Source organism: Parasphingorhabdus sp. (assembly GCF_049667325.1).
Classification (GTDB): Bacteria; Pseudomonadota; Alphaproteobacteria; order Sphingomonadales; family Sphingomonadaceae; genus Parasphingorhabdus.
This window is the reverse complement of the sequence record NZ_JBATHY010000012.1, coordinates 1-17605: the sequence shown is the minus strand read 5'-3', so window position 1 is coordinate 17605 and position 17605 is coordinate 1. Positions and strand designations below refer to the sequence as shown.

The 17605-nt window shown below is 56.6% G+C and carries 20 protein-coding genes; 15 read left to right on the top strand and 5 right to left on the bottom strand.

Annotated elements, in window-relative coordinates:
• The coding region (locus tag WBM93_RS00565; protein WP_424427102.1) for a hypothetical protein at window positions 1–259 on the top strand (259 nt) is incomplete at its 5' end.
• Window positions 260–398: 139 nt separating this feature from the next.
• Here WBM93_RS00565 and WBM93_RS00560 read toward each other — a convergent pair.
• On the bottom strand, window positions 399–758 hold the full coding sequence (locus WBM93_RS00560; RefSeq protein WP_424427100.1) for a DUF2282 domain-containing protein: 360 nt from the start codon (window positions 756–758) through the stop codon (window positions 399–401).
• Between the two features lie 150 nt (window positions 759–908).
• Between WBM93_RS00560 and tgt the strand changes: the two genes are divergently transcribed.
• The 9 genes from tgt to WBM93_RS00515 all read left to right on the top strand — a co-directional run bounded on the left by tgt (window position 909) and on the right by WBM93_RS00515 (window position 9314).
• Complete coding sequence (tgt, locus tag WBM93_RS00555; RefSeq protein WP_424427098.1) at window positions 909–2054, top strand: tRNA guanosine(34) transglycosylase Tgt; 1146 nt, start codon at window positions 909–911, stop codon at window positions 2052–2054.
• 31 nt (window positions 2055–2085) lie between these two features.
• Window positions 2086–2391, top strand: a complete 306-nt coding sequence (locus WBM93_RS00550; protein WP_424427096.1) for a YdeI/OmpD-associated family protein — start codon at window positions 2086–2088, stop codon at window positions 2389–2391.
• Window positions 2392–2455: 64 nt separating this feature from the next.
• Window positions 2456–5185 carry a bifunctional [glutamine synthetase] adenylyltransferase/[glutamine synthetase]-adenylyl-L-tyrosine phosphorylase gene (locus WBM93_RS00545; protein WP_424427095.1) on the top strand — a complete coding sequence of 910 codons (2730 nt, stop codon included), beginning with the start codon at window positions 2456–2458 and terminating at the stop codon, window positions 5183–5185.
• On the top strand, window positions 5182–5643 hold the full coding sequence (locus WBM93_RS00540; RefSeq protein WP_424427093.1) for a peroxiredoxin: 462 nt from the start codon (window positions 5182–5184) through the stop codon (window positions 5641–5643). Before WBM93_RS00545 ends, WBM93_RS00540 begins: the two co-directional genes overlap by 4 nt.
• 9 nt (window positions 5644–5652) lie before the next feature.
• The gene (locus WBM93_RS00535) at window positions 5653–6525 is read left to right on the top strand and encodes a ferritin-like domain-containing protein (protein ID WP_424427091.1); all 873 of its coding nucleotides are present in this window, start codon (window positions 5653–5655) and stop codon (window positions 6523–6525) included.
• Window positions 6526–6635: 110 nt separating this feature from the next.
• Window positions 6636–7256: a M23 family metallopeptidase gene (locus WBM93_RS00530; protein ID WP_424427089.1), complete on the top strand. Its 621-nt coding sequence runs from the start codon at window positions 6636–6638 to the stop codon at window positions 7254–7256.
• 91 nt (window positions 7257–7347) lie between these two features.
• Entirely contained in the window at window positions 7348–7698 is a 351-nt protein-coding gene (erpA, locus tag WBM93_RS00525; RefSeq protein WP_424427105.1) for an iron-sulfur cluster insertion protein ErpA, read from the top strand.
• Entirely contained in the window at window positions 7699–8487 is a 789-nt protein-coding gene (xth, locus tag WBM93_RS00520) for an exodeoxyribonuclease III (RefSeq protein ID WP_424427087.1), read from the top strand. It abuts the gene before it with no gap.
• Complete coding sequence (locus WBM93_RS00515; RefSeq protein WP_424427085.1) at window positions 8487–9314, top strand: alpha/beta hydrolase; 828 nt, start codon at window positions 8487–8489, stop codon at window positions 9312–9314. Before xth ends, WBM93_RS00515 begins: the two co-directional genes overlap by 1 nt.
• Here WBM93_RS00515 and WBM93_RS00510 read toward each other — a convergent pair.
• The gene (locus tag WBM93_RS00510; RefSeq protein WP_424427083.1) at window positions 9311–10480 is read right to left on the bottom strand and encodes an N-acetyltransferase; all 1170 of its coding nucleotides are present in this window, start codon (window positions 10478–10480) and stop codon (window positions 9311–9313) included. The two genes, WBM93_RS00515 and WBM93_RS00510, sit on opposite strands and share 4 nt — an antisense overlap.
• 143 nt (window positions 10481–10623) lie before the next feature.
• On the opposite strand from WBM93_RS00510, the gene WBM93_RS00505 reads away from it, so the two are divergent.
• Complete coding sequence (locus WBM93_RS00505; protein ID WP_424427081.1) at window positions 10624–11724, top strand: fatty acid desaturase family protein; 1101 nt, start codon at window positions 10624–10626, stop codon at window positions 11722–11724.
• A gap of 5 nt (window positions 11725–11729) precedes the next feature.
• Here WBM93_RS00505 and lptG read toward each other — a convergent pair whose 3' ends face one another.
• A complete protein-coding gene (gene lptG, locus WBM93_RS00500; protein WP_424427079.1) occupies window positions 11730–12818 on the bottom strand; it encodes an LPS export ABC transporter permease LptG in 1089 nt (362 codons plus the stop codon).
• 6 nt (window positions 12819–12824) lie between these two features.
• Window positions 12825–14030, bottom strand: coding sequence for an LPS export ABC transporter permease LptF (gene lptF / locus WBM93_RS00495; RefSeq protein WP_424427103.1), 1206 nt, complete (start codon window positions 14028–14030; stop codon window positions 12825–12827).
• Between the two features lie 131 nt (window positions 14031–14161).
• On the opposite strand from lptF, the gene WBM93_RS00490 reads away from it, so the two are divergent.
• Genes WBM93_RS00490 through WBM93_RS00475 form a run of 4 tightly spaced genes read left to right on the top strand, consistent with a single transcriptional unit; the run spans window position 14162 to window position 17007 of the window.
• On the top strand, window positions 14162–14644 hold the full coding sequence (locus WBM93_RS00490; RefSeq protein ID WP_424427077.1) for a DUF2141 domain-containing protein: 483 nt from the start codon (window positions 14162–14164) through the stop codon (window positions 14642–14644).
• A 33-nt stretch (window positions 14645–14677) separates the two neighbouring features.
• Window positions 14678–15652 carry a diacylglycerol/lipid kinase family protein gene (locus WBM93_RS00485; RefSeq protein WP_424427075.1) on the top strand — a complete coding sequence of 325 codons (975 nt, stop codon included), beginning with the start codon at window positions 14678–14680 and terminating at the stop codon, window positions 15650–15652.
• A gap of 15 nt (window positions 15653–15667) precedes the next feature.
• Window positions 15668–16585 carry a hypothetical protein gene (locus WBM93_RS00480; RefSeq protein ID WP_424427073.1) on the top strand — a complete coding sequence of 306 codons (918 nt, stop codon included), beginning with the start codon at window positions 15668–15670 and terminating at the stop codon, window positions 16583–16585.
• Window positions 16586–16605: 20 nt separating this feature from the next.
• Window positions 16606–17007 carry a cupin gene (locus WBM93_RS00475; RefSeq protein WP_424427071.1) on the top strand — a complete coding sequence of 134 codons (402 nt, stop codon included), beginning with the start codon at window positions 16606–16608 and terminating at the stop codon, window positions 17005–17007.
• A 41-nt stretch (window positions 17008–17048) separates the two neighbouring features.
• On the opposite strand, the gene WBM93_RS00470 is transcribed toward WBM93_RS00475, so the two are convergent.
• On the bottom strand, window positions 17049–17605 hold a 557-nt coding region (locus tag WBM93_RS00470; RefSeq protein WP_424427069.1), incomplete at its 5' end, for an enoyl-CoA hydratase/isomerase family protein.

Here is a 17605-nt window from a genome sequence, read left to right as displayed (position 1 = left end):
TTTTATGGCCGAGGGTGTGATGCAGCCGGACGTCAGCCTGTTCATCTACAATCCCGAAATCGAAGCCGGCTTCGACTTGCTTGCCGGACTAGTCGCCAATGCCATGGATGAAAACGCGAGTGCCGCGGACACGAAAATCAAGATCGATCTGATCCTCAGCGCCTTGCATGGCATCGCCCATAATCAGATTACGATAAGCGGCTATCCTTGGTCGGATGCAGATGTCCTGATCGACCAATTGGTCTGTGATCTTTTCTAAACCTGCTTTCCCATAATTGTGGGGATGGCCAACAACTTTGGTTTCTCAAAGCACGTACTTGAAGCAAACCGGCCGTTCGCCCAACAAAAAAGTGCGGCCCAATCGAACCGCCCCTTTTCCAATATCTTTTGCCTCGGCCCTAGCCTTCGGCAGGAGCCGCGACCGGAGCAACCGGGGGGTCGTTGTCGGCGACTTCGGTGAGCGAGCCGCCGATGGCTTCGCATTCGCCAGCGTCGGTATATTTCCAGGCGTTGCCCTGATAATCGACAACAGACGTGCCGGCGCAGCTGGTGCCTTCGCCTGCCGCGCAGTCATTCTTGCCCGCTTCGGCGATGCCGTAGCATTTTTCTTTTTCCGCTGCGGCCACTTCGGTGACTTCGCTGCCGGTTGTTTCAGCGGTTTCGCTGGTTGCTTCATTGGCCCCGCCGGAACAGGCGGAGAGGGCGGCTGCCGCAATCAATGCGGTTGCTGCCGAGCCTAGTTTCGTTGCTTTTGTCATAAAAAATACTCCCGATTTAGCTCTTTGAAAATCTGTCGTCATCCTGCACAGATGCCAAGCAATTCGAACAGGACGGGCCATTGGTTACACCATCAGACGAAATATTTAAAGCCGCAGCGGCAATGCCCCGTCGCGAAGATAGATTCGAGCATGTCCGTGGCTGAGCGTTTTTCCTTTTCCATTGCCGCAACCGACGGCAAGGCGCGTACCGGCACGATTCGTATGTTGCGCGGGGAAATCCGCACGCCCGCCTTCATGCCGGTGGGTACTGCCGCCACGGTCAAGGCGATGAAGCCGGAAACCGTGCGCGCGACCGGCGCCGATATCATTCTCGGCAATACCTATCATCTGATGCTGCGTCCCGGGGCAGAGCGGGTCGCACGACTCGGCGGCCTGCACAAGTTCATGAACTGGAATCGTCCGATCCTGACCGACAGCGGCGGCTATCAGGTGATGAGCCTGTCGGAACTCACCAAACTGAGCGAGAACGGCGTCGAATTCCAGAGCCATCTCGACGGTTCGCGCCATATGCTGACCCCCGAACGGTCGATGGAAATACAGCGTCTGCTCGGCAGCGATATTGTCATGGCCTTTGACGAATGTACCAAAAATGGTGCCACGCGCGAGGAAGCGCAGGCATCGATGGAACGCTCGATGCGCTGGGCGAAACGGTCGCGCGATGGCTTTGACAGCGGAAAGGATCATGCTTCGAGAGCGGCCTTGTTCGGGATTCAGCAGGGGTCGCTCGACAAGGAAATGCGCGCGGTCTCGGCCGAGGCGCTGATCGAAATCGGTTTTGACGGCTATGCGATTGGCGGTCTGGCGGTTGGCGAAGGACAGGAAGCGATGTTCGATGTGCTCGACTATGCGCCCGGCCAATTGCCCGCCGACAAGCCGCGTTATCTGATGGGTGTGGGCAAGCCGGATGATTTGGTCGGCGCAGTGGCGCGGGGTGTGGATATGTTCGACTGTGTCTTGCCGAGTCGGTCCGGCCGCAATGGTCAGGCGTTTACCGCGCGCGGCGCGCTCAACATTCGCAACGCCAAATTTGCGGAGGATCTCGCTCCGCTGGACGAGACTTGCGAATGTTCGGTCTGTTTAAACCACAGCCGCGCCTATCTCCACCATCTGATACGCGCGAAAGAGATTTTGGGCGCGATGCTGATGACCGAGCATAATATCGCTTATTATCAATCGCTGATGGCGGGAATGCGCGACGCGATTTCAGAGGGGCGGTTTGCGGATTTTGCGAAGAATTTTTCGCTCAACTATTTGGGCGGCGGCGACGCGGATTGATCTCATGTCGCTCCGCTATTATGATTGAGTGATGCACGAGACGATCGCCGAGGGAACCGTCCACAAGCTGGCGGAAGATATGCGAACTGCCATCGCGGCAGACGCCAGGACCCTCGAACTTTGGCAAAACCTCACACCGCTCGGTCGCAACGAGTTCATTTGCTGGGTGGAAGATGCCAAACAGGCGAAGACCCGCGAGAAGCGAATCGGGCGAACCATCGAGGAAATGCTGGAGGGCAAGCGCAGGCCATGCTGCTGGGCGGGTTGCATCCATCGTACGGACAAAGCGCCCAGCGCTTGGCAGCAGGCCGTATTGATCGACAGAAAGAAACAATAGCATATTCGCATGAATGCATGCTGGCAGGCGTGACAAATGCGATTGAGGCCTTAAAGCTCGTCATATGAACATACCCCCGCTATCTCCTGCATTTCCGCTTGCTGAAACGCTTACGCGGGCAAAGGATAATGCGCCCTATCTCAAAATGCTGCTCGACGTTCAGCCGGAACTTGCCGATTTGCTGGCTTCGGATAATCTGGAGGCGGCGTTAGAATATTGTACGATGGCTGGAGACAAGGCGGGAAACGTCCGGCAAAAATTGCGCCGTGAAAAACGCGCGCTCGCGCTGACCCTTGCGATTGGCGATCTGGCCGGACGACTGTCGCTGACCGATGTTATTACGCAATTGTCGGATTTTGCCGACCGGGCACTCGATGAAGCGTTGGCCGATATATATGCGACCCGCTATCCCGATGCGCCGGTGGAAGGCTTCTCGATCATCGGGCTGGGCAAGCATGGCAGCCGCGAGCTCAACTATTCATCGGATATCGATCCGATCTTCATCTATGATCCCGACAAAATCCCGGTGCGCGGCAGGGAAGAGCCCAGCGATGCGTCCCGGCGGATCGGCCAGCAACTGGTCGAAGCGCTCCACGCCCGCGATGCCGATGGTTATGTATTTCGGGTCGATATGCGGTTGCGGCCCTCACCGGAAGTGAGTCCGGTCGCTTTGCCGGTCGAAGCGGCAATCAGCTATTATGAATCGAGCGCGCTGGCGTGGGAGCAGGCGGCCTATATCCGTTCCCGGGCCGCCGCTGGTGACCCGCAGCTCGGGCAATATTTTCTTGAAACGATCAATCCGTTTATCTGGCGGCGGTCGCTGGATTATGGCGCGATCAAGAATATCGGTTCGGTTACCGCGCAGATTCGCGATCATTATGCGGCGGGGCAAAAATTCGGACCAGGCTTTGACCTGAAGCGCGGACGCGGGGGCATCCGCGAGACCGAATTTTATGCCCAGATGCACCAGTTGATTTTTGGTGGCCGCCAGCCGGATTTGCGGGCGCCCGCAACGCGCGACGCGCTTGCGGCGCTGGCCGAGGCTGGCAGGATCGATGGCGAAAAGGCCAGGGTGCTGAGCGAGTCCTATGAATATTTCCGGGTGATCGAACACCGGCTGCAGATGGTCAATGACCAGCAAACCCACAGCCTGCCCGATGACGCGGCGGGGCTCGACCGCGTGGCGCGGCTGCACGGACTGGAAAACGGGCAGATGCTGCTCGACCGGCTTGCCCCGCGCGTCGATGCGGTTGGCAATATCTATGATGACCTGATTGAACCGGAAGATAACAAGCGCCTGCCAGTCGATGAAGAGAAGCTGGTCGCGGTACTGGCCGAAAAAAATCTACTGGAATCCGGCGCCTTTCTTCTCGCAATCAGGCGCTGGCGAAGCGGGAAAGTGACCGCTCTCAGGTCCAGTGCGGCTCAGGAATCGTTCGAAGAGATATTGCCCGATCTTGTCGAAGCGATTGCGACTGCGCCAAGCCCGGCGCAAGCGCTGGCGCGGCTCGACAGCCTGATCGACAAATTGCCGACGGCAATCAATTTTTTCCGGATATTGGAGGCACGGCCGGCTCTGTTGCAGATGCTGGGCACTATTCTAAGCCACGCGCCCGTGCTAGCCAATGCGCTGGCGCGACGAGCAGAACTGTTTGACGGCCTGATCGATGCGACCGCGCTGGACCTGCCGCCGTCGGTAGAGGAGCTGGCCGAACAATTTGCCCGCACCGAGCCGGGCGATGACTACCAGATATTGCTCGATCGGGTGCGCGCGCGGGTCGGTGAAAAACGCTTTGCTTTGGGTGTCCAGCTGATCGAAGGCCGTCATGATGCACTCGAGATATCGGCCGGCTATGCCCGGGTCGCCGAAGCGGCGATCCAGGTGCTGGCCAACGCAACGATCGCCGAGTTCCAGCTGGCGCACGGCAAAGTCCCCGGCGGCGCATTGCTGATATTGGCGCTCGGCCGGCTGGGCGGGGAAGCCTTGACCCATGCTTCCGATCTCGATCTGATCTTTCTGTTCACCGGCGACCATAGCGCCGAGTCCGACGGCGACCGCTCACTGGGCGCCACCAGATATTATAACCGGTTGACCGCCCGGATCGTGACAGCGCTTTCGGTGCCCACTGCCGCCGGTCCGCTCTACGAAGTCGATACCAGATTGCGGCCATCCGGGACGCAAGGCCCGCTGGCGGTGACCTTTGAGAGTTTTCGTAAATATCAGCGGGAAAGCGCGTGGACATGGGAGCATATGGCCTTGACGCGCGCCCGTCCGGTCTACGGCAGCAGAGCGGACCGCGCGCGACTGAAGGAAGAGGTTTGCGATATCTTGCAGAAGGAGCGCGAACCGGAAGAATTGCGCAAGGCGGTCCGGAAAATGCGCCTTGATATTGTCGAACATAAACCGCCCAAGGGTCCGCTGGATACCAAGATGATGGAAGGCGGGCTGGTCGACTGGGAATTCATCATCCACTTTTTACAGCTGAAAACCGGCGAGGCACTCTATCCCCAACTGGGTGAAGCGGTCCGGGCACTGGTCGCAGCAGGCCATCTCGGTGCTGACATGGTGGACGCACACGAGTTGATGGCCCGCTTGCTGGTGGCTTTGCGATTAATGTCTCCCGATTGTGACTTCCCGCCGGAAACCAGCCGCGCATTGATCGCCAGGGCGGCAGGCCAAGAGAGTTGGGAAGCGCTGCTGGACGGCTATGACCGCGCAAGGCAATGCGTTATTGACGAGTGGAACCGGCACCTGCGGCCGGACCCCGATGAAATATTAGGAGATATAAAATGATCGATACGGGCGACAAAGTGCCGGACATGGAACTGGTGGCTCCGGACGGCCGCACGGTGAAAATTTCGGACTATGCCGGCAAGAAACTGGTGCTGTTTTTCTATCCGAAGGCCAGCACACCGGGCTGCACGACCGAGTCGAAAGATTTTTCGGCGCTGTTGCCGGAATTCGAGAAAGCCGGCGCGGCGGTGCTGGGGATGTCGGCGGATTCGCCAAAAAGGCAGCAGAACTTCATCAGCAAGCAGGAATTGACCGTCGATATTGCGTCCGACGAAAGCACGGCCTTTTTGGAGAAAATCGGCGTCTGGGCTGAAAAGAAAATGTACGGCAAAACCTATATGGGGATCATCCGTTCGACCTTTCTGATCGGACCCAATGGCACGGTTTTAAAGGCCTGGCCAAAAGTGAAGGTCAAGGGCCATGCTGAGGACGTGCTGGCTGCGGTGCAAGCGGCATAGAGAATCGACATGGTCGAACAGTCGAGTGTTGGCGCCGCGGTTTTGTCTGTGCTGCAAAGTGCCGATCCCTCCGCCAAGGTGATGGCCGCACGTCGCGCCGCCCGGGAATGGCGGATGGGGCGCTTGGCCCACGATTTTCACGAGACCATGCCGGAGATGCCGGCGCGCCCCGATCAGCCGGTCTTGTTAAACCCCCGGGATATGCCGCGACGCGGCACCGGCACGTCGATACCGAGGCGGATCGCCCTGATCCACGCGCTCGCCCATATCGAATTTGTCGCGATTGATCTCGCCTTCGACATGATCGGGCGGTTCGGTGTCGAATTTCCGCCAGAATTTACCGACGACTGGATGCGGGTAGGGGCCGAAGAAGCGATGCATTTTGTCCTGCTCGACCGGCGTTTACGGGAAATGGACAGTTTTTATGGTGCTCTCCCCGCCCATGACGGCCTGTGGGATGCCGCAAAACAGACCGCCCATGATGCGTCGGCCCGGCTGGCGATCGTTCCGATGGTACTTGAAGCCCGAGGTCTGGACATTACCTTACAGACCGTGGAGCGCTTCAAGCAGCAGGGCGACCATCTCACGGCCAAAGTGCTGAATCGCATCTATCAAGATGAAATCAATCATGTATTTTTCGGAACAAAATGGTTCGAATATGCCTGCGAAAGAATCAATAAGCCGCCGCACGGCCATTGGAGACAGCTCGTAAAAACCCACTTCAAAGGCGGGTTGAAGCCACCTTTCAACGACTCGGCGCGCCGGGCAGCCGGTCTGACCCAAGAATATTATTATGGTATTGAATTGTTAACCAATATGAATTTACACCAAGATCAACGATTGACGGGGGAAAAGGTTCCACCAAAAAATTCAACACCATGATGTTCATGGGTCGCTAGTAAAGGTTCGATCATTATATGACCGACAACATAGTAATTTTGTTTCGTAAATCTGTGAGCAAGATCACAGCAATTGCTTTTCTCGGATCAGCAATGATTTTTTCCACCGCTGCATCGGCGGACGAGGGTGCGGAAGCCAGCATCCCTGTGGATGTGCTGAAAAGCCAGGCAGCGGAAAGCGCGCTCGGCGAAGCAGACCCGGCTTTCAAGATGATTTTCAACAATTGGGCCGGCCAGGGCAAACAGGAACAGGTCAAACTGACCATTCCTTCGCGCAAGCCTGTAAAAGACTTTACTTTGACCAGTTCATACGGTTTCCGTTCCGATCCTTTCAAAGGCCGCCGCGCCAGTCACAAGGGTCTTGATATGGCCGGTCCGATCGGCACACCGATTTATGCGACCGCCGACGGTATTGTTGGTCGGTCACAATGGCTGGGCGGCTATGGCAAATATATTGAAATCAACCACGGCAACGGCATCCAGACCCGCTATGGTCATATGTCCCGGCTCAATGTCGATGCGAATGCGCGCGTCAAGAGCGGCGACCTGATCGGCTTCATGGGTTCGACCGGTCGCTCCACCGGCAGTCATCTTCACTATGAAGTTCGCATTGCAGGGGAAGCGGTCAATCCTATTCCGTTCATGCAGTCCAATGATTTTCTGATCGCGCAAAAGCTGAATTCCGGCGTTGCATTGGGCGGTCCAGCCGAATAAGACGGATTTTACACCTTTGGGAGAGGGTGCATGAAGGAGCGGTTTGAGCTTAAGGCTTGCCGCTCCTTTTGATTCTCCCTATCTTAAGATCATGACCCAGATGCTCGCAACCACCGAACAGGATATCATCCTGACACCCAATGCCGCGAAACGCGTGGCTGTTATTGCCGGCAAGCAGGGCAAAGCAGCGATCCTGCGGCTGGCGGTCGAGGGCGGTGGCTGTTCCGGCTTCCAATATCGCTTTGGCCTTGCCGACAGCATCGAAGCGGATGATGTCGCGGTTGAAGAATCCGGCGTGACCCTTGTCGTCGACGAGGTCAGTCTCGATCTGGTGCGCGGCAGCGCCGTCGATTTTGTCGAGTCACTGGGCGGCAGTGCCTTTCAGGTGACCAATCCCAACGCGGCTTCCGGCTGTGGCTGCGGCTCCAGCTTTTCCGTCTAAGTGAGAATAGCGAGCTACAACATCAATGGCATCAAGGCGCGCTTGCCGCGCTTGCTGGAATGGCTCGACGAGACCAAACCGGATGTCGCCTGCCTGCAGGAAATCAAAACGCAGGACGAAGGCTTTCCCGCCGACAAGTTTGAAGAAATTGGCTATGGCGCGATCTGGCATGGCCAGAAGAGCTTCAATGGAGTCGCCATTCTGGCGAGGGATCAGGTGCCGGAAGAGGTCAAGCGTGGTCTCGATGGCGAGCCGGAAGACGAGCATAGCCGCTATCTTGAAGCCAATATCAACAGTAAGAACGGCACGAAAGTAAGAGTTTCCAGCATCTACTTGCCCAATGGCAACCCCCATCCCGGTCCGAAATTCGATTTCAAGCTGCGCTGGATGAAACGTTTGCGCGACCGCGCCGCGGAAATCTGGTCAGAAGAAGTGCCCGCAGTGCTGGCAGGCGATTATAATGTCATCCCGCGCGACAATGATGTCTTCTCGGTCAAAGCGATGCAGAATGATGCACTGATGCAGCCGGAAAGCCGTCAGGGCTATCGGCGCATGTTGAACGACGGCTGGACCGATGCCTTGGGGGTTACCCATCCGGAAGGCCATCTATGGACCTACTGGGACTATCGCAGTGGTGGCTGGCAACGCGATCAGGGTTTTCGCATTGATCACCTGTTGCTCAGTCCGCTCGCTGCAGACAGCCTTAAAAACTGTGGTGTCGACAAGGAGCATCGCGGCCGCGAAAAGGCCAGTGACCATACGCCAGCCTGGGTCGATCTGGACATTTGATGCGATTGATATTGGCCGGACTTGCCACATTCGTTGGCATTTATCTGATTCTATTGTTGCTGGCTTATATTTTTCAGCGGCAACTGCTATATTTTCCGGATCAATCGACGCCGACCGCGTTGGATCTCGAACAAATGGGCGTCAAGACGGTGGTTATCCGCTCCGGGCCGGACGGTGAGCTTAGATCTCTATGGCGAGAGCCGAAATCACCCGATTCCCCCGTCATTCTGATGTTTCACGGCAATGCAGGGTCGCATTTTCACCGAATCCCGATCTATCAAGCGCTGACCAAGGATGGTGCGGCTGTGCTGGGGGTTGGCTATCCCGGATATGGCGGCAACGCAGGGACGCCCAACCAGACGGAACTGTTCCAGGCCGCCCGGGACAATTATAACTGGCTGGTTCAAAAAGGCATCAGGCCTGATCGGATCATAATCGTCGGTGAATCTCTGGGGAGCGGCGTTGCAGCCCATCTTGCATCACAAAATGACGCAGCCGGACTGATCATGATCGCGGCCCACACCGGAATGGATGAACTCGCACAGCGCCGGTTTCCGATCTTTCCGGCGCGGTGGCTGGTGAAGGACCGCTATCGATCTATCGACCGTATCGGCGATATCAATATGCCGCTGGTCTGGATTCACGGCACAAATGACCAATTGATAGCTTTTTCCATGGGGCAGCGTCTATTCGATGCGGCAAGGGATCCCAAAGCCGCCCATCCCATTGCAAATGGCGATCACAATAGCTTATGGAACAGAGGAATCGACAAGATCATTCGTGAGGCTTCGATTAAGCTCACAGCAAAGGCGACTGCAAAAAATTAGGCTCCCTGGATCGGTTTCTCGTAAATCAGATATTCCCGGTTGATCGTCGCTTCGATTGCTTCGGCAATCGCGACCATTCCCTGATTGTCTTCCAGTATCCAGCCGATTTCAGCGCGTTTGGTGCCAAAGTGCAGCTTTGCATCGCGGCGGATATATTCGATCAGCATGAACACCATCTGGCTAGCCAGACGGCTGTTCTGCAATTCCTTTTTGACCCCCATCAGCGGCACGCGCATCGAATGCGACTTGGGGAATTTCAGCCACCATAGCAGCTTCGCCCAGCCGAAGGGCCAAAGCGAACCGTTCATGGTTCTGAGCACTTCGTTCATATCAGGCAGCGTCATCATGAATGCGACCGGTTCCCCTTCCAGTTCGGCAATCCGGATCAGATGCTCGTGGACAATCGGCTTCAGGCTTTTGCCGGCATGGGCAATTTCATGGTCGGTCATCGGAACAAATCCCCAATTGTTGGACCAGGCATCGTTCAGCAAATTCATGATGATCGCTGCATCGCGGTCGAAATGTTTCTTTTCCACCCGGCGGATTGTCAGCCTCTTGTTGCGTTCGCCCGACGCGACGATCCGCTTGACCAGTTCAGGGAAACCGTCCTCTACCGGCAGATGATAGGTCACGAGCCGCTTGGCGACCCGATAGCCAAGATTTTCGATCCAGCCCTGATAGTCGGCGTTGTGATGGCCCATCAGGATCATCGGACTATGGTCGTGACCCCGGGTCAAAAGCCCCGGCTCTTCCCAGACCGACAGGCTGATCGGAGCAAGAACGCGGGTCATGCCCTGAGCTTTCAACCAGACTTCGGAAGCGTGGATCAAGGCATGCATGACCGCTTCATCGCTGGCTTCCATCAGTCCCCAATTGCCGGTTCCGGGCCCCATGCCCTGTTCCGGGGGCTGTTCCAGCGCCAGTTCGTCAATATGCGCGCTGATCCGGCCAACCACCTCACCCTGCCGCAGAGCGAGAAAAAGCTGCACCCTGGCATGGTCGAAAAACGGGTTTTTCCCTGGCGTGATCAGGTTCGCGACTTCTGACTTCAGCGGCGGGACCCAGTGTGGATCATTCGCATTGAGCGCATAGGCAATGTCAATAAACTGTTTGGTTTGGGCCTTGGTACTCACCGGCTGAATGACTATATCTTGACCGTCCACCATTGTTTATCCTTCTGTATTTGCGGCTGGCTGTGGCGTTAATTGTGGCGCAATGTCAAGGGCACGGGGACCATAACGGTCTTGCCCTCGCCATGATGTCGCCACGATATGTTGCTCTAGGACGTCCAACAATTATGCAGGTGTTTATGCGTTCGACAACCATCTCCCCGAAAAATGCGCCACAGGCTGCACCGGACTCGAGCCCGGGTGCCGCGGCTGTGCCTGTTCCCGAGGACAATGAACTTATCCGGACCGCGGCCAAGGCTACGCGTGATCTCAACGCGGCCAGGCCCACAATCTATTGGGCGGATTTTCTGGCTTCGGTGTCCGTGGGCTATGGTTCACTTGTCGGTGCGATCATCAGCCAATCCAGCGGACTTGCCGTTCTATTCGGACTGATTGCCATATTGGCATTATACCGGGCCGGCAGCTTCATTCATGAATTGACCCATGTTCGCCGCAATGCGCTGCCCGGTTTCCATTTCGCCTGGAATGCCTTGTTCGGGGTGCCTATGCTGATCCCGTCCTTCATGTATGAGGGCATTCACAGCATTCATCACCGGACCAAGAAATACGGCACTGCCGAAGATCCGGAATATTTGCCGCTGGCGTTGATGAAGCCCTGGTCGGTTCCTCTATTTGTTATCGTCGCGGCACTGGCGCCGGTCGCGCTGCTGTTCCGCTATGCGATATTGTCGCCGCTTTCGGCTATCATACCGCCGCTCCGGAGGATTGTCGTAGAGCGCTATTCCGGTCTGATAATCAACCCGTATTTCCGCCGCAAACCGCCAGAGGGGGACCTGAAACGCCGCTGGCTGGCCTGCGAGATCGGAGCCAGCATCTGGGCTATTGCTTTGTTGGGCATGGTTTCGACGAACATCATCCCGATGCGCGCTTTTCTGATCTTTCTGGCTGTGATGTCGGGTAGTGTTGTGTTGAACCAGATCCGGACATTGGTCGCCCATCTTTGGGAAAATGACGGCCACGAGATGAGTGTTACGGCGCAATATCTGGATAGTGTCAATGTGCCACCGCCAGCGACCTTGCCTGCCTTATGGGCGCCGGTGGGGCTGCGCTATCATGCGTTGCACCATTTGTTGCCGGGTGTCCCCTATCATAACCTGGGGGAAGCGCATCGGCGGCTGGCGGCGGAATTGCCGGCCGGATCAAATTTCTACCGCGCGGATCATGATAGTCTCTGGCGGTTGATTACCGGGCTCGTTCGCGGGAGCGCGGGAAGAAACTGAACCGGCTATTCTTCGGTCCGGATCAGGACCGTTTCGCCAATGAGGAAAAACAGCAGGAACGGTGCCCAGGCTGCCAATAACGGCGGATAAGCGCCAATATTGCCCATCGCGAGCGCAAAATTGTCGGCAACAAAATAGGTAAAGCCCAGCGCCATACCGATCACCGCCCTGACGAACAGCTGTCCTGAACGGGCGAGGCCGAACGCGGCGACGGCACCCAAAAGGGGCATCAGGACGGATGACATGGGTCCGGAAATCTTGTGCCACCAGCCTGCTTTGAGGCTCATCGTCGGGCGACCGGCGCGCTCAAGCTCCCCGATCGCAGTGCGCAGCGCAAAGATCGACAGACTGTCTGCGCTGACGTTGCTCAATGTAAATTGATCCGGCAGGATGGAATCGCCGACCAACATTTCAGCTCTCTTCTCTTCGGCGCCGGTGCTGACGTTGAAAAGGGTGACATCGGTGAGCAACCATCCGGACTCGGTGAACCGGGCTTTTTCACCTTGCAACAGGCTTCTCAGACCGTTTTCGGTGCGGTTGTATACTGTGATGTCCTGCAACACGACTTTCTCGCCCCGCCCGGTCACTATTCGCGCATTGACCAGATTATTGCCATCCTTGACCCATACATTGGTGCGTATGTTACTCTCCGCCGGGATGGGGCCAAATTCCACTTTCTCCCATTGCGACAAACGGGCGGTCGACGGAGCGACGAGCGTTTCGTTGAACAGGAAAGAAACCAATGCAACGCCCATACTGGCGACAATCAGTGGTGCCAAGATCTGGTGTGCGGACAGGCCGCCCGCTTTCATCGAGACGACTTCGCTATTCTGGTTTAAGGTTGCCAGCGTGATGATCGTCCCCAACAGCACGGAAAAGGGCAGAAAACGGGCCACCAGTTGTGGAGCCCGCAACGAGACATAGGTCCAAAGTTCGGCTTCCCCGTTACCCGCATGGGCCAGAATCTTGCCGCTTTCACCCAGCAGATCCAGCGCCTGCAGCACCAGTACCAGCAAAGCCAGCACCGCAAGCGTGCGGACGATGAACATTTTTGCCATGTAGATAGCGAGTGTCCGGGAAGGGAAAAAATCCATGTCCGGTTATTCCTTAATCAACGCACGTTTGCGATTAAAATTGAGCAAGCCTTTGAAGACGCCGCCGAATTTGGAAAAGGCCTTCTCCAGCGCCCCGATCGGCTGTCCACCGGGAACATGGGCGGCAACATGATACATCCACATTATCAGCGCGGCGAACAGGCAGAACGGTAACCACAAGGCGATGATCGGATCAACAAGGCCCAAAGCCCCTACATCCTCGCCATATTCGTTGACCTTGTGATAGGTTACAATCATCACGATCGACAGAAATACGCCGAGCGCCGAGGTCGAGCGCTTTGGCGGAACCGCCAATGCGACCGCGAGCAATGGCATCAATAGCATCATTACCACCTCGACCATGCGGAAATGGAAATTGGACCGGCTCTCGTTGCGTTCGGCCAGAGGTCGTTTTTCGTCCATCCCGACCCGGACAAGCTCCGGTATGGTATATTCCAGATCCTTACCGCCCCGCGAACGGAAGGATTCGATGTCGGGCAGATCAATCGGCAAATCATGGTTGCTGAAACTCAGGATGCGCGGCTTTTGATAATTGGGCGCATCGTGAACCAGCACGCCGTCGGTGAGGCGCAGGATGATCGTGTCGGGATCGTCTGTTGCTAGAAATTGTCCGTTTTTCGCGGTGACCGAAACGGTCTGCTCTTTCTTGTTCTCGGCGCGGACGAAAATTCCGCTCAATTTCGTTCCGTTATCGCGGCTTTCCTCGATCCGCAGGGTCATACGGTTGCCCAGGTTGGTGAACTCCCCGACCTTGATCGAAGCGCCGAGCGCACCCGACCGCAATTCGAATCGCAGTTCTTCATAATAATAGCGGGAAAGCGGCTGAATGAATCCGACCAATGCCAGATTGACCAGCATCAGCCCGATCGCAAACATATAGGGCACCCTGAGCAGCCGCCCGTAACCTTGGCCAACGGCTCTGAATACATCGAGTTCGGAGCTTAATGCGAGCCGCCTGAAGGCCAGTAATATGCCAAGCAGCAAGCCGATCGGTATGCCGAGCGACAGATATTCGGGGATGAGATTGGCCAGCATCCGCCAAACCACGCTCACGGGGCCGCCCTCTGCCGCGACAAAATCGAATAGACGGAGCATTTTTTCGAGCACCAGCAGCATCGCGGCAATCACCAATGTGCTGAACAACGGCAGTGCAATCAATTTCGCCAAATAGCGGTCGGTGGAAGTCAGCAGTTTCAACTTGTTGTCGCCCTCTCACCATGTTTTCGCCGCAAATCAAATCCATAGCCATGGGCAGATCGGGGGCTGATTCTTGTCCGTGCCGGAGTAATGGCGCGGGTATAACGACTAGGAGTTATTACGTCATGTTGAAATTTGCGGCTTCCATCGCATTGTCGACCACCATTTTACTATCCTCTGCCCCGGCATCGGCTGGCGGCCAGACAATTTCTAATGATCTTGGCAAATGCCGGTCGGGCGCTGGCCCTGCTGTTCTGGTCAATGTCAGCGGTATCAAGGAATCCAATGGAAAGATGCGGGTTCAAACCTATCGTGGCATCTCGTCAGAATGGCTGAAAACCGGAGCGTGGCTGCACCGCGTCGAAGCTCCGGCCAAAGCCGGGAACATGCAGTTTTGCCTGCCGGTACCTTCCACGGGAACTTACGCGGTTGCGATCCGGCACGATATCAATGCCAACGGCAAGACCGATATATTCGGCGATGGCGGCGGTATGTCGAACAATCCGAGCGTGAACATCTTCAACCTCGGCAAGCCGAGCTACAAGAAAACGGCCTTCAATGTCGGAAATGAAGTCAAATCGATCAACATCAGCATGAAATACAGATGATGCACATCTGTTCGCGGGGATAGGGCCCAATAAATGGCAAATGTCGCACTGCTTTCCAATCCCAACTCAACCGGAAACCGGGCGATTTTGCCGGAAGTCCGGTCTTACTGTGTCAAGAACAGCGATGTTTTCCATTATGAAGTCGATCATGTTGATGAAATTGCCAAGGCTTTGGAAACCATTGCCCGGGTGAAACCGAAGGTGCTGGTCATCAACGGTGGCGACGGGACAGTGCAGGCGGCGCTCACCGAATTATACCAGGGTGGACATTTCGGCGACAAACCGCCGCCAGTTGCCGTTCTGCCCAATGGAAAAACAAATTTGATCGCGCTTGATCTCGGATCGGAAGGCAATCCGCTCAAGGCGCTCGAGCGGATTGTCGAACTGGCCAAGCATGATTTGCACGAACATCTGGTCAGCCGCGAACTGATCGCGCTTTCCGACGGCGGCAAGGACAGCAAGGTCGTGCTGGGCATGTTTCTCGGAGGAGCGGGATTGTCGGAGTTCATCCTCTATTGCCGCAACAGAATTTATCCGCTCGGACTGCCCAACGCCGCCGCGCATGTGCTGACGGTTTTTGCCGCGCTTGCATCGGTGCTTTTTGGCATAAGGGCGAAATTTTTGCCCAACCGGTCGCTGCCGATCAAAATATCGCTGATCCGGGACGGCCAGTTCCAGGGCAATTTTGCCGTGCTGATTGTCACCACGCTGGAACGGCTTTTGCTGATGAAGCGGTCGATGCGAAACAAGAACGCGATTGGCCGGATGCAGTTTCTCGCGATTGACCAGCAAGCCGGGGCAATCATTCGTTTCCTGCTGTCGGTGATTTTTGGCCGGTTGGGCAAGAATGTCCAGAAGGGTATCCATCTGGAACGCGGGGACATGATCCGGATCGAGGGTGACGGTAGCAATGTGCTGATGGACGGCGAATTATTCTCTGCTCAGCCCGGTCATCCGATCGTGCTGAAATCAACCAAGCCAGTGTCCTTCCTTCGGCTTGCCGCTTGAGCTAGAACGTTTCGCGTGAGCGAACTCAAGTCATTAATTGCACAGGAACTGGCCCAGCCGGTTGATGCGCGGGTTGCCGCTTTTGCCGCCTCCATTGCCGCGCAGTATGGCGAGGCGTCGCGGGCGGTGCTGTTCTACGGCTCCTGCTTGCGAACAACCGAACTCGACGGGCAGATGCTCGACTTTTATCTGATCGTATCGAATTATGAGGCGGCTTATGGCAAGAGCTGGCTGGTGGGCGCGAACAAGCGGTTGCCACCGAATGTGTTTCCCGCAGAGCATGGCGGATTGATCGCAAAAGTCGCCGTGTTGAGTGAAGCGGATTTTTACAAGCTCAATCAGCGGGATGCGAGTGCCGTCAGCGTATGGGCACGTTTCGCTCAGCCGTCGCGTCTGGTCTGGCACGCGGATGAAGTGATCAAGGAGGGAATAGTCAGCTGCATCAAGGCCGCCTCCATGACCTTGTTTGATCTGACCCTTCCCATGCTCGGGCCTGAAGAGCAATCAATGGGAGATATCTGGCGAAAAGGCTTCGCTTTGACCTATACTGCTGAACTGCGGGCGGAACGGAGCAATCGTTCCGGATCGGTCGTCGATTCCGATCCCGGGAGATACGAGCGGTTCGGACGCGCCACAACTGCCGCAATAGCCCAGCGTGACGGAGCCGGTCCCAACGGGGAGGTGGGCTTGATCGCATCGCCGGAGAAAACGGCCAAACGTTGGCGGCAATTGCGGCGCAATGGCAAGCTTCTGACTCTCGCCAGACTGGCCAAGGCATCTGCCACCTATGCCGGCGGCATTGATTATCTTGCGTGGAAGATCAACCGCCACGCGGGGACCGAATATGTGATCAGGCCCTGGCAACGCAAATGGCCGATTCTGGGCGCGCTGGTGATGTTACCGCGACTGATTGCGGGAGGCGCGATTAAATAATATAGTTCCTGTGAGGGAGAATGAATATGGCGCACAGGCTGGAAAAAAACCCGATCCATCTCGGTCTTGGGGCAACGGCAGAGGTTGAGCCCCACATGACTGGCGGGATGGAATGGTATGAGGGATATGGCGCGCGGCATGGCCATGACGGCGCCGAGGGCCGGCTGGTGTCGATGCACACATTCACCGAAAGCTGGGATGTCTGGGAAATGCATCCGAAAGGCGCGGAGGTGGTCTTGTGCACCACTGGTGAAATCACCCTGATTCAGGAAATGGCGGATGGTTCGCACCAGCGTACCACATTGTCATCGGGCGAATATGTCGTGAACGCGCCGGGCGTCTGGCATACGGCGGACATAGAAGGTTCTGCGACGGCTGTTTTCATTACGGCGGGTGAAGGCACCGAGCATCGCGAGCGGTAAAATACTATCGTGAACCTGAACGTGTTTCAGGATGAAGAGATTTACCGATCCTTATAATCCGGCTTCCGCTTCGCGAAAAACGCTTTCGCGGCTTCGCGGCTGTCTTCGGTCATCGAGAGCATCACCTGCTGCCGGTCTTCGATGGCAAGGGCGGCTTCGAAACTTTGCGCGTCGATATTGCGATTGAGCGCATCCTTGGACAGGCGCAGACCCATTGGCGCGGTGTCGAGCATCTCTTCGGCGAGCGACAGGCCGGTCGAGAGCAGCTTGTCTTCGTCGACCATTTCGCTGATCAGGCCATATTTCTCCGCCCGTTCGGCATGGATGAACCGGCCGGTCAGGATGAGTTCCGATGCGATGGACGCTCCGACCATGCGCGGCAGGAAATAGCTCGATCCCATATCGCAGCCGCCGAGACCGATTTTGATATAGGCGGCGTTCAGTTTGAGGCTGGGCGCGCCAAAGCGGACATCGCTGGCGAGCAGCAGCGAGAAGCCACCACCGCAGGCTGCCCCTTGGGCCAGCGCAATAATCGGCTGCGGACATTGCCGCATCAGCTGCATCACGGTGGCGATCGAACGCTGGGTTTGCCAGGCGT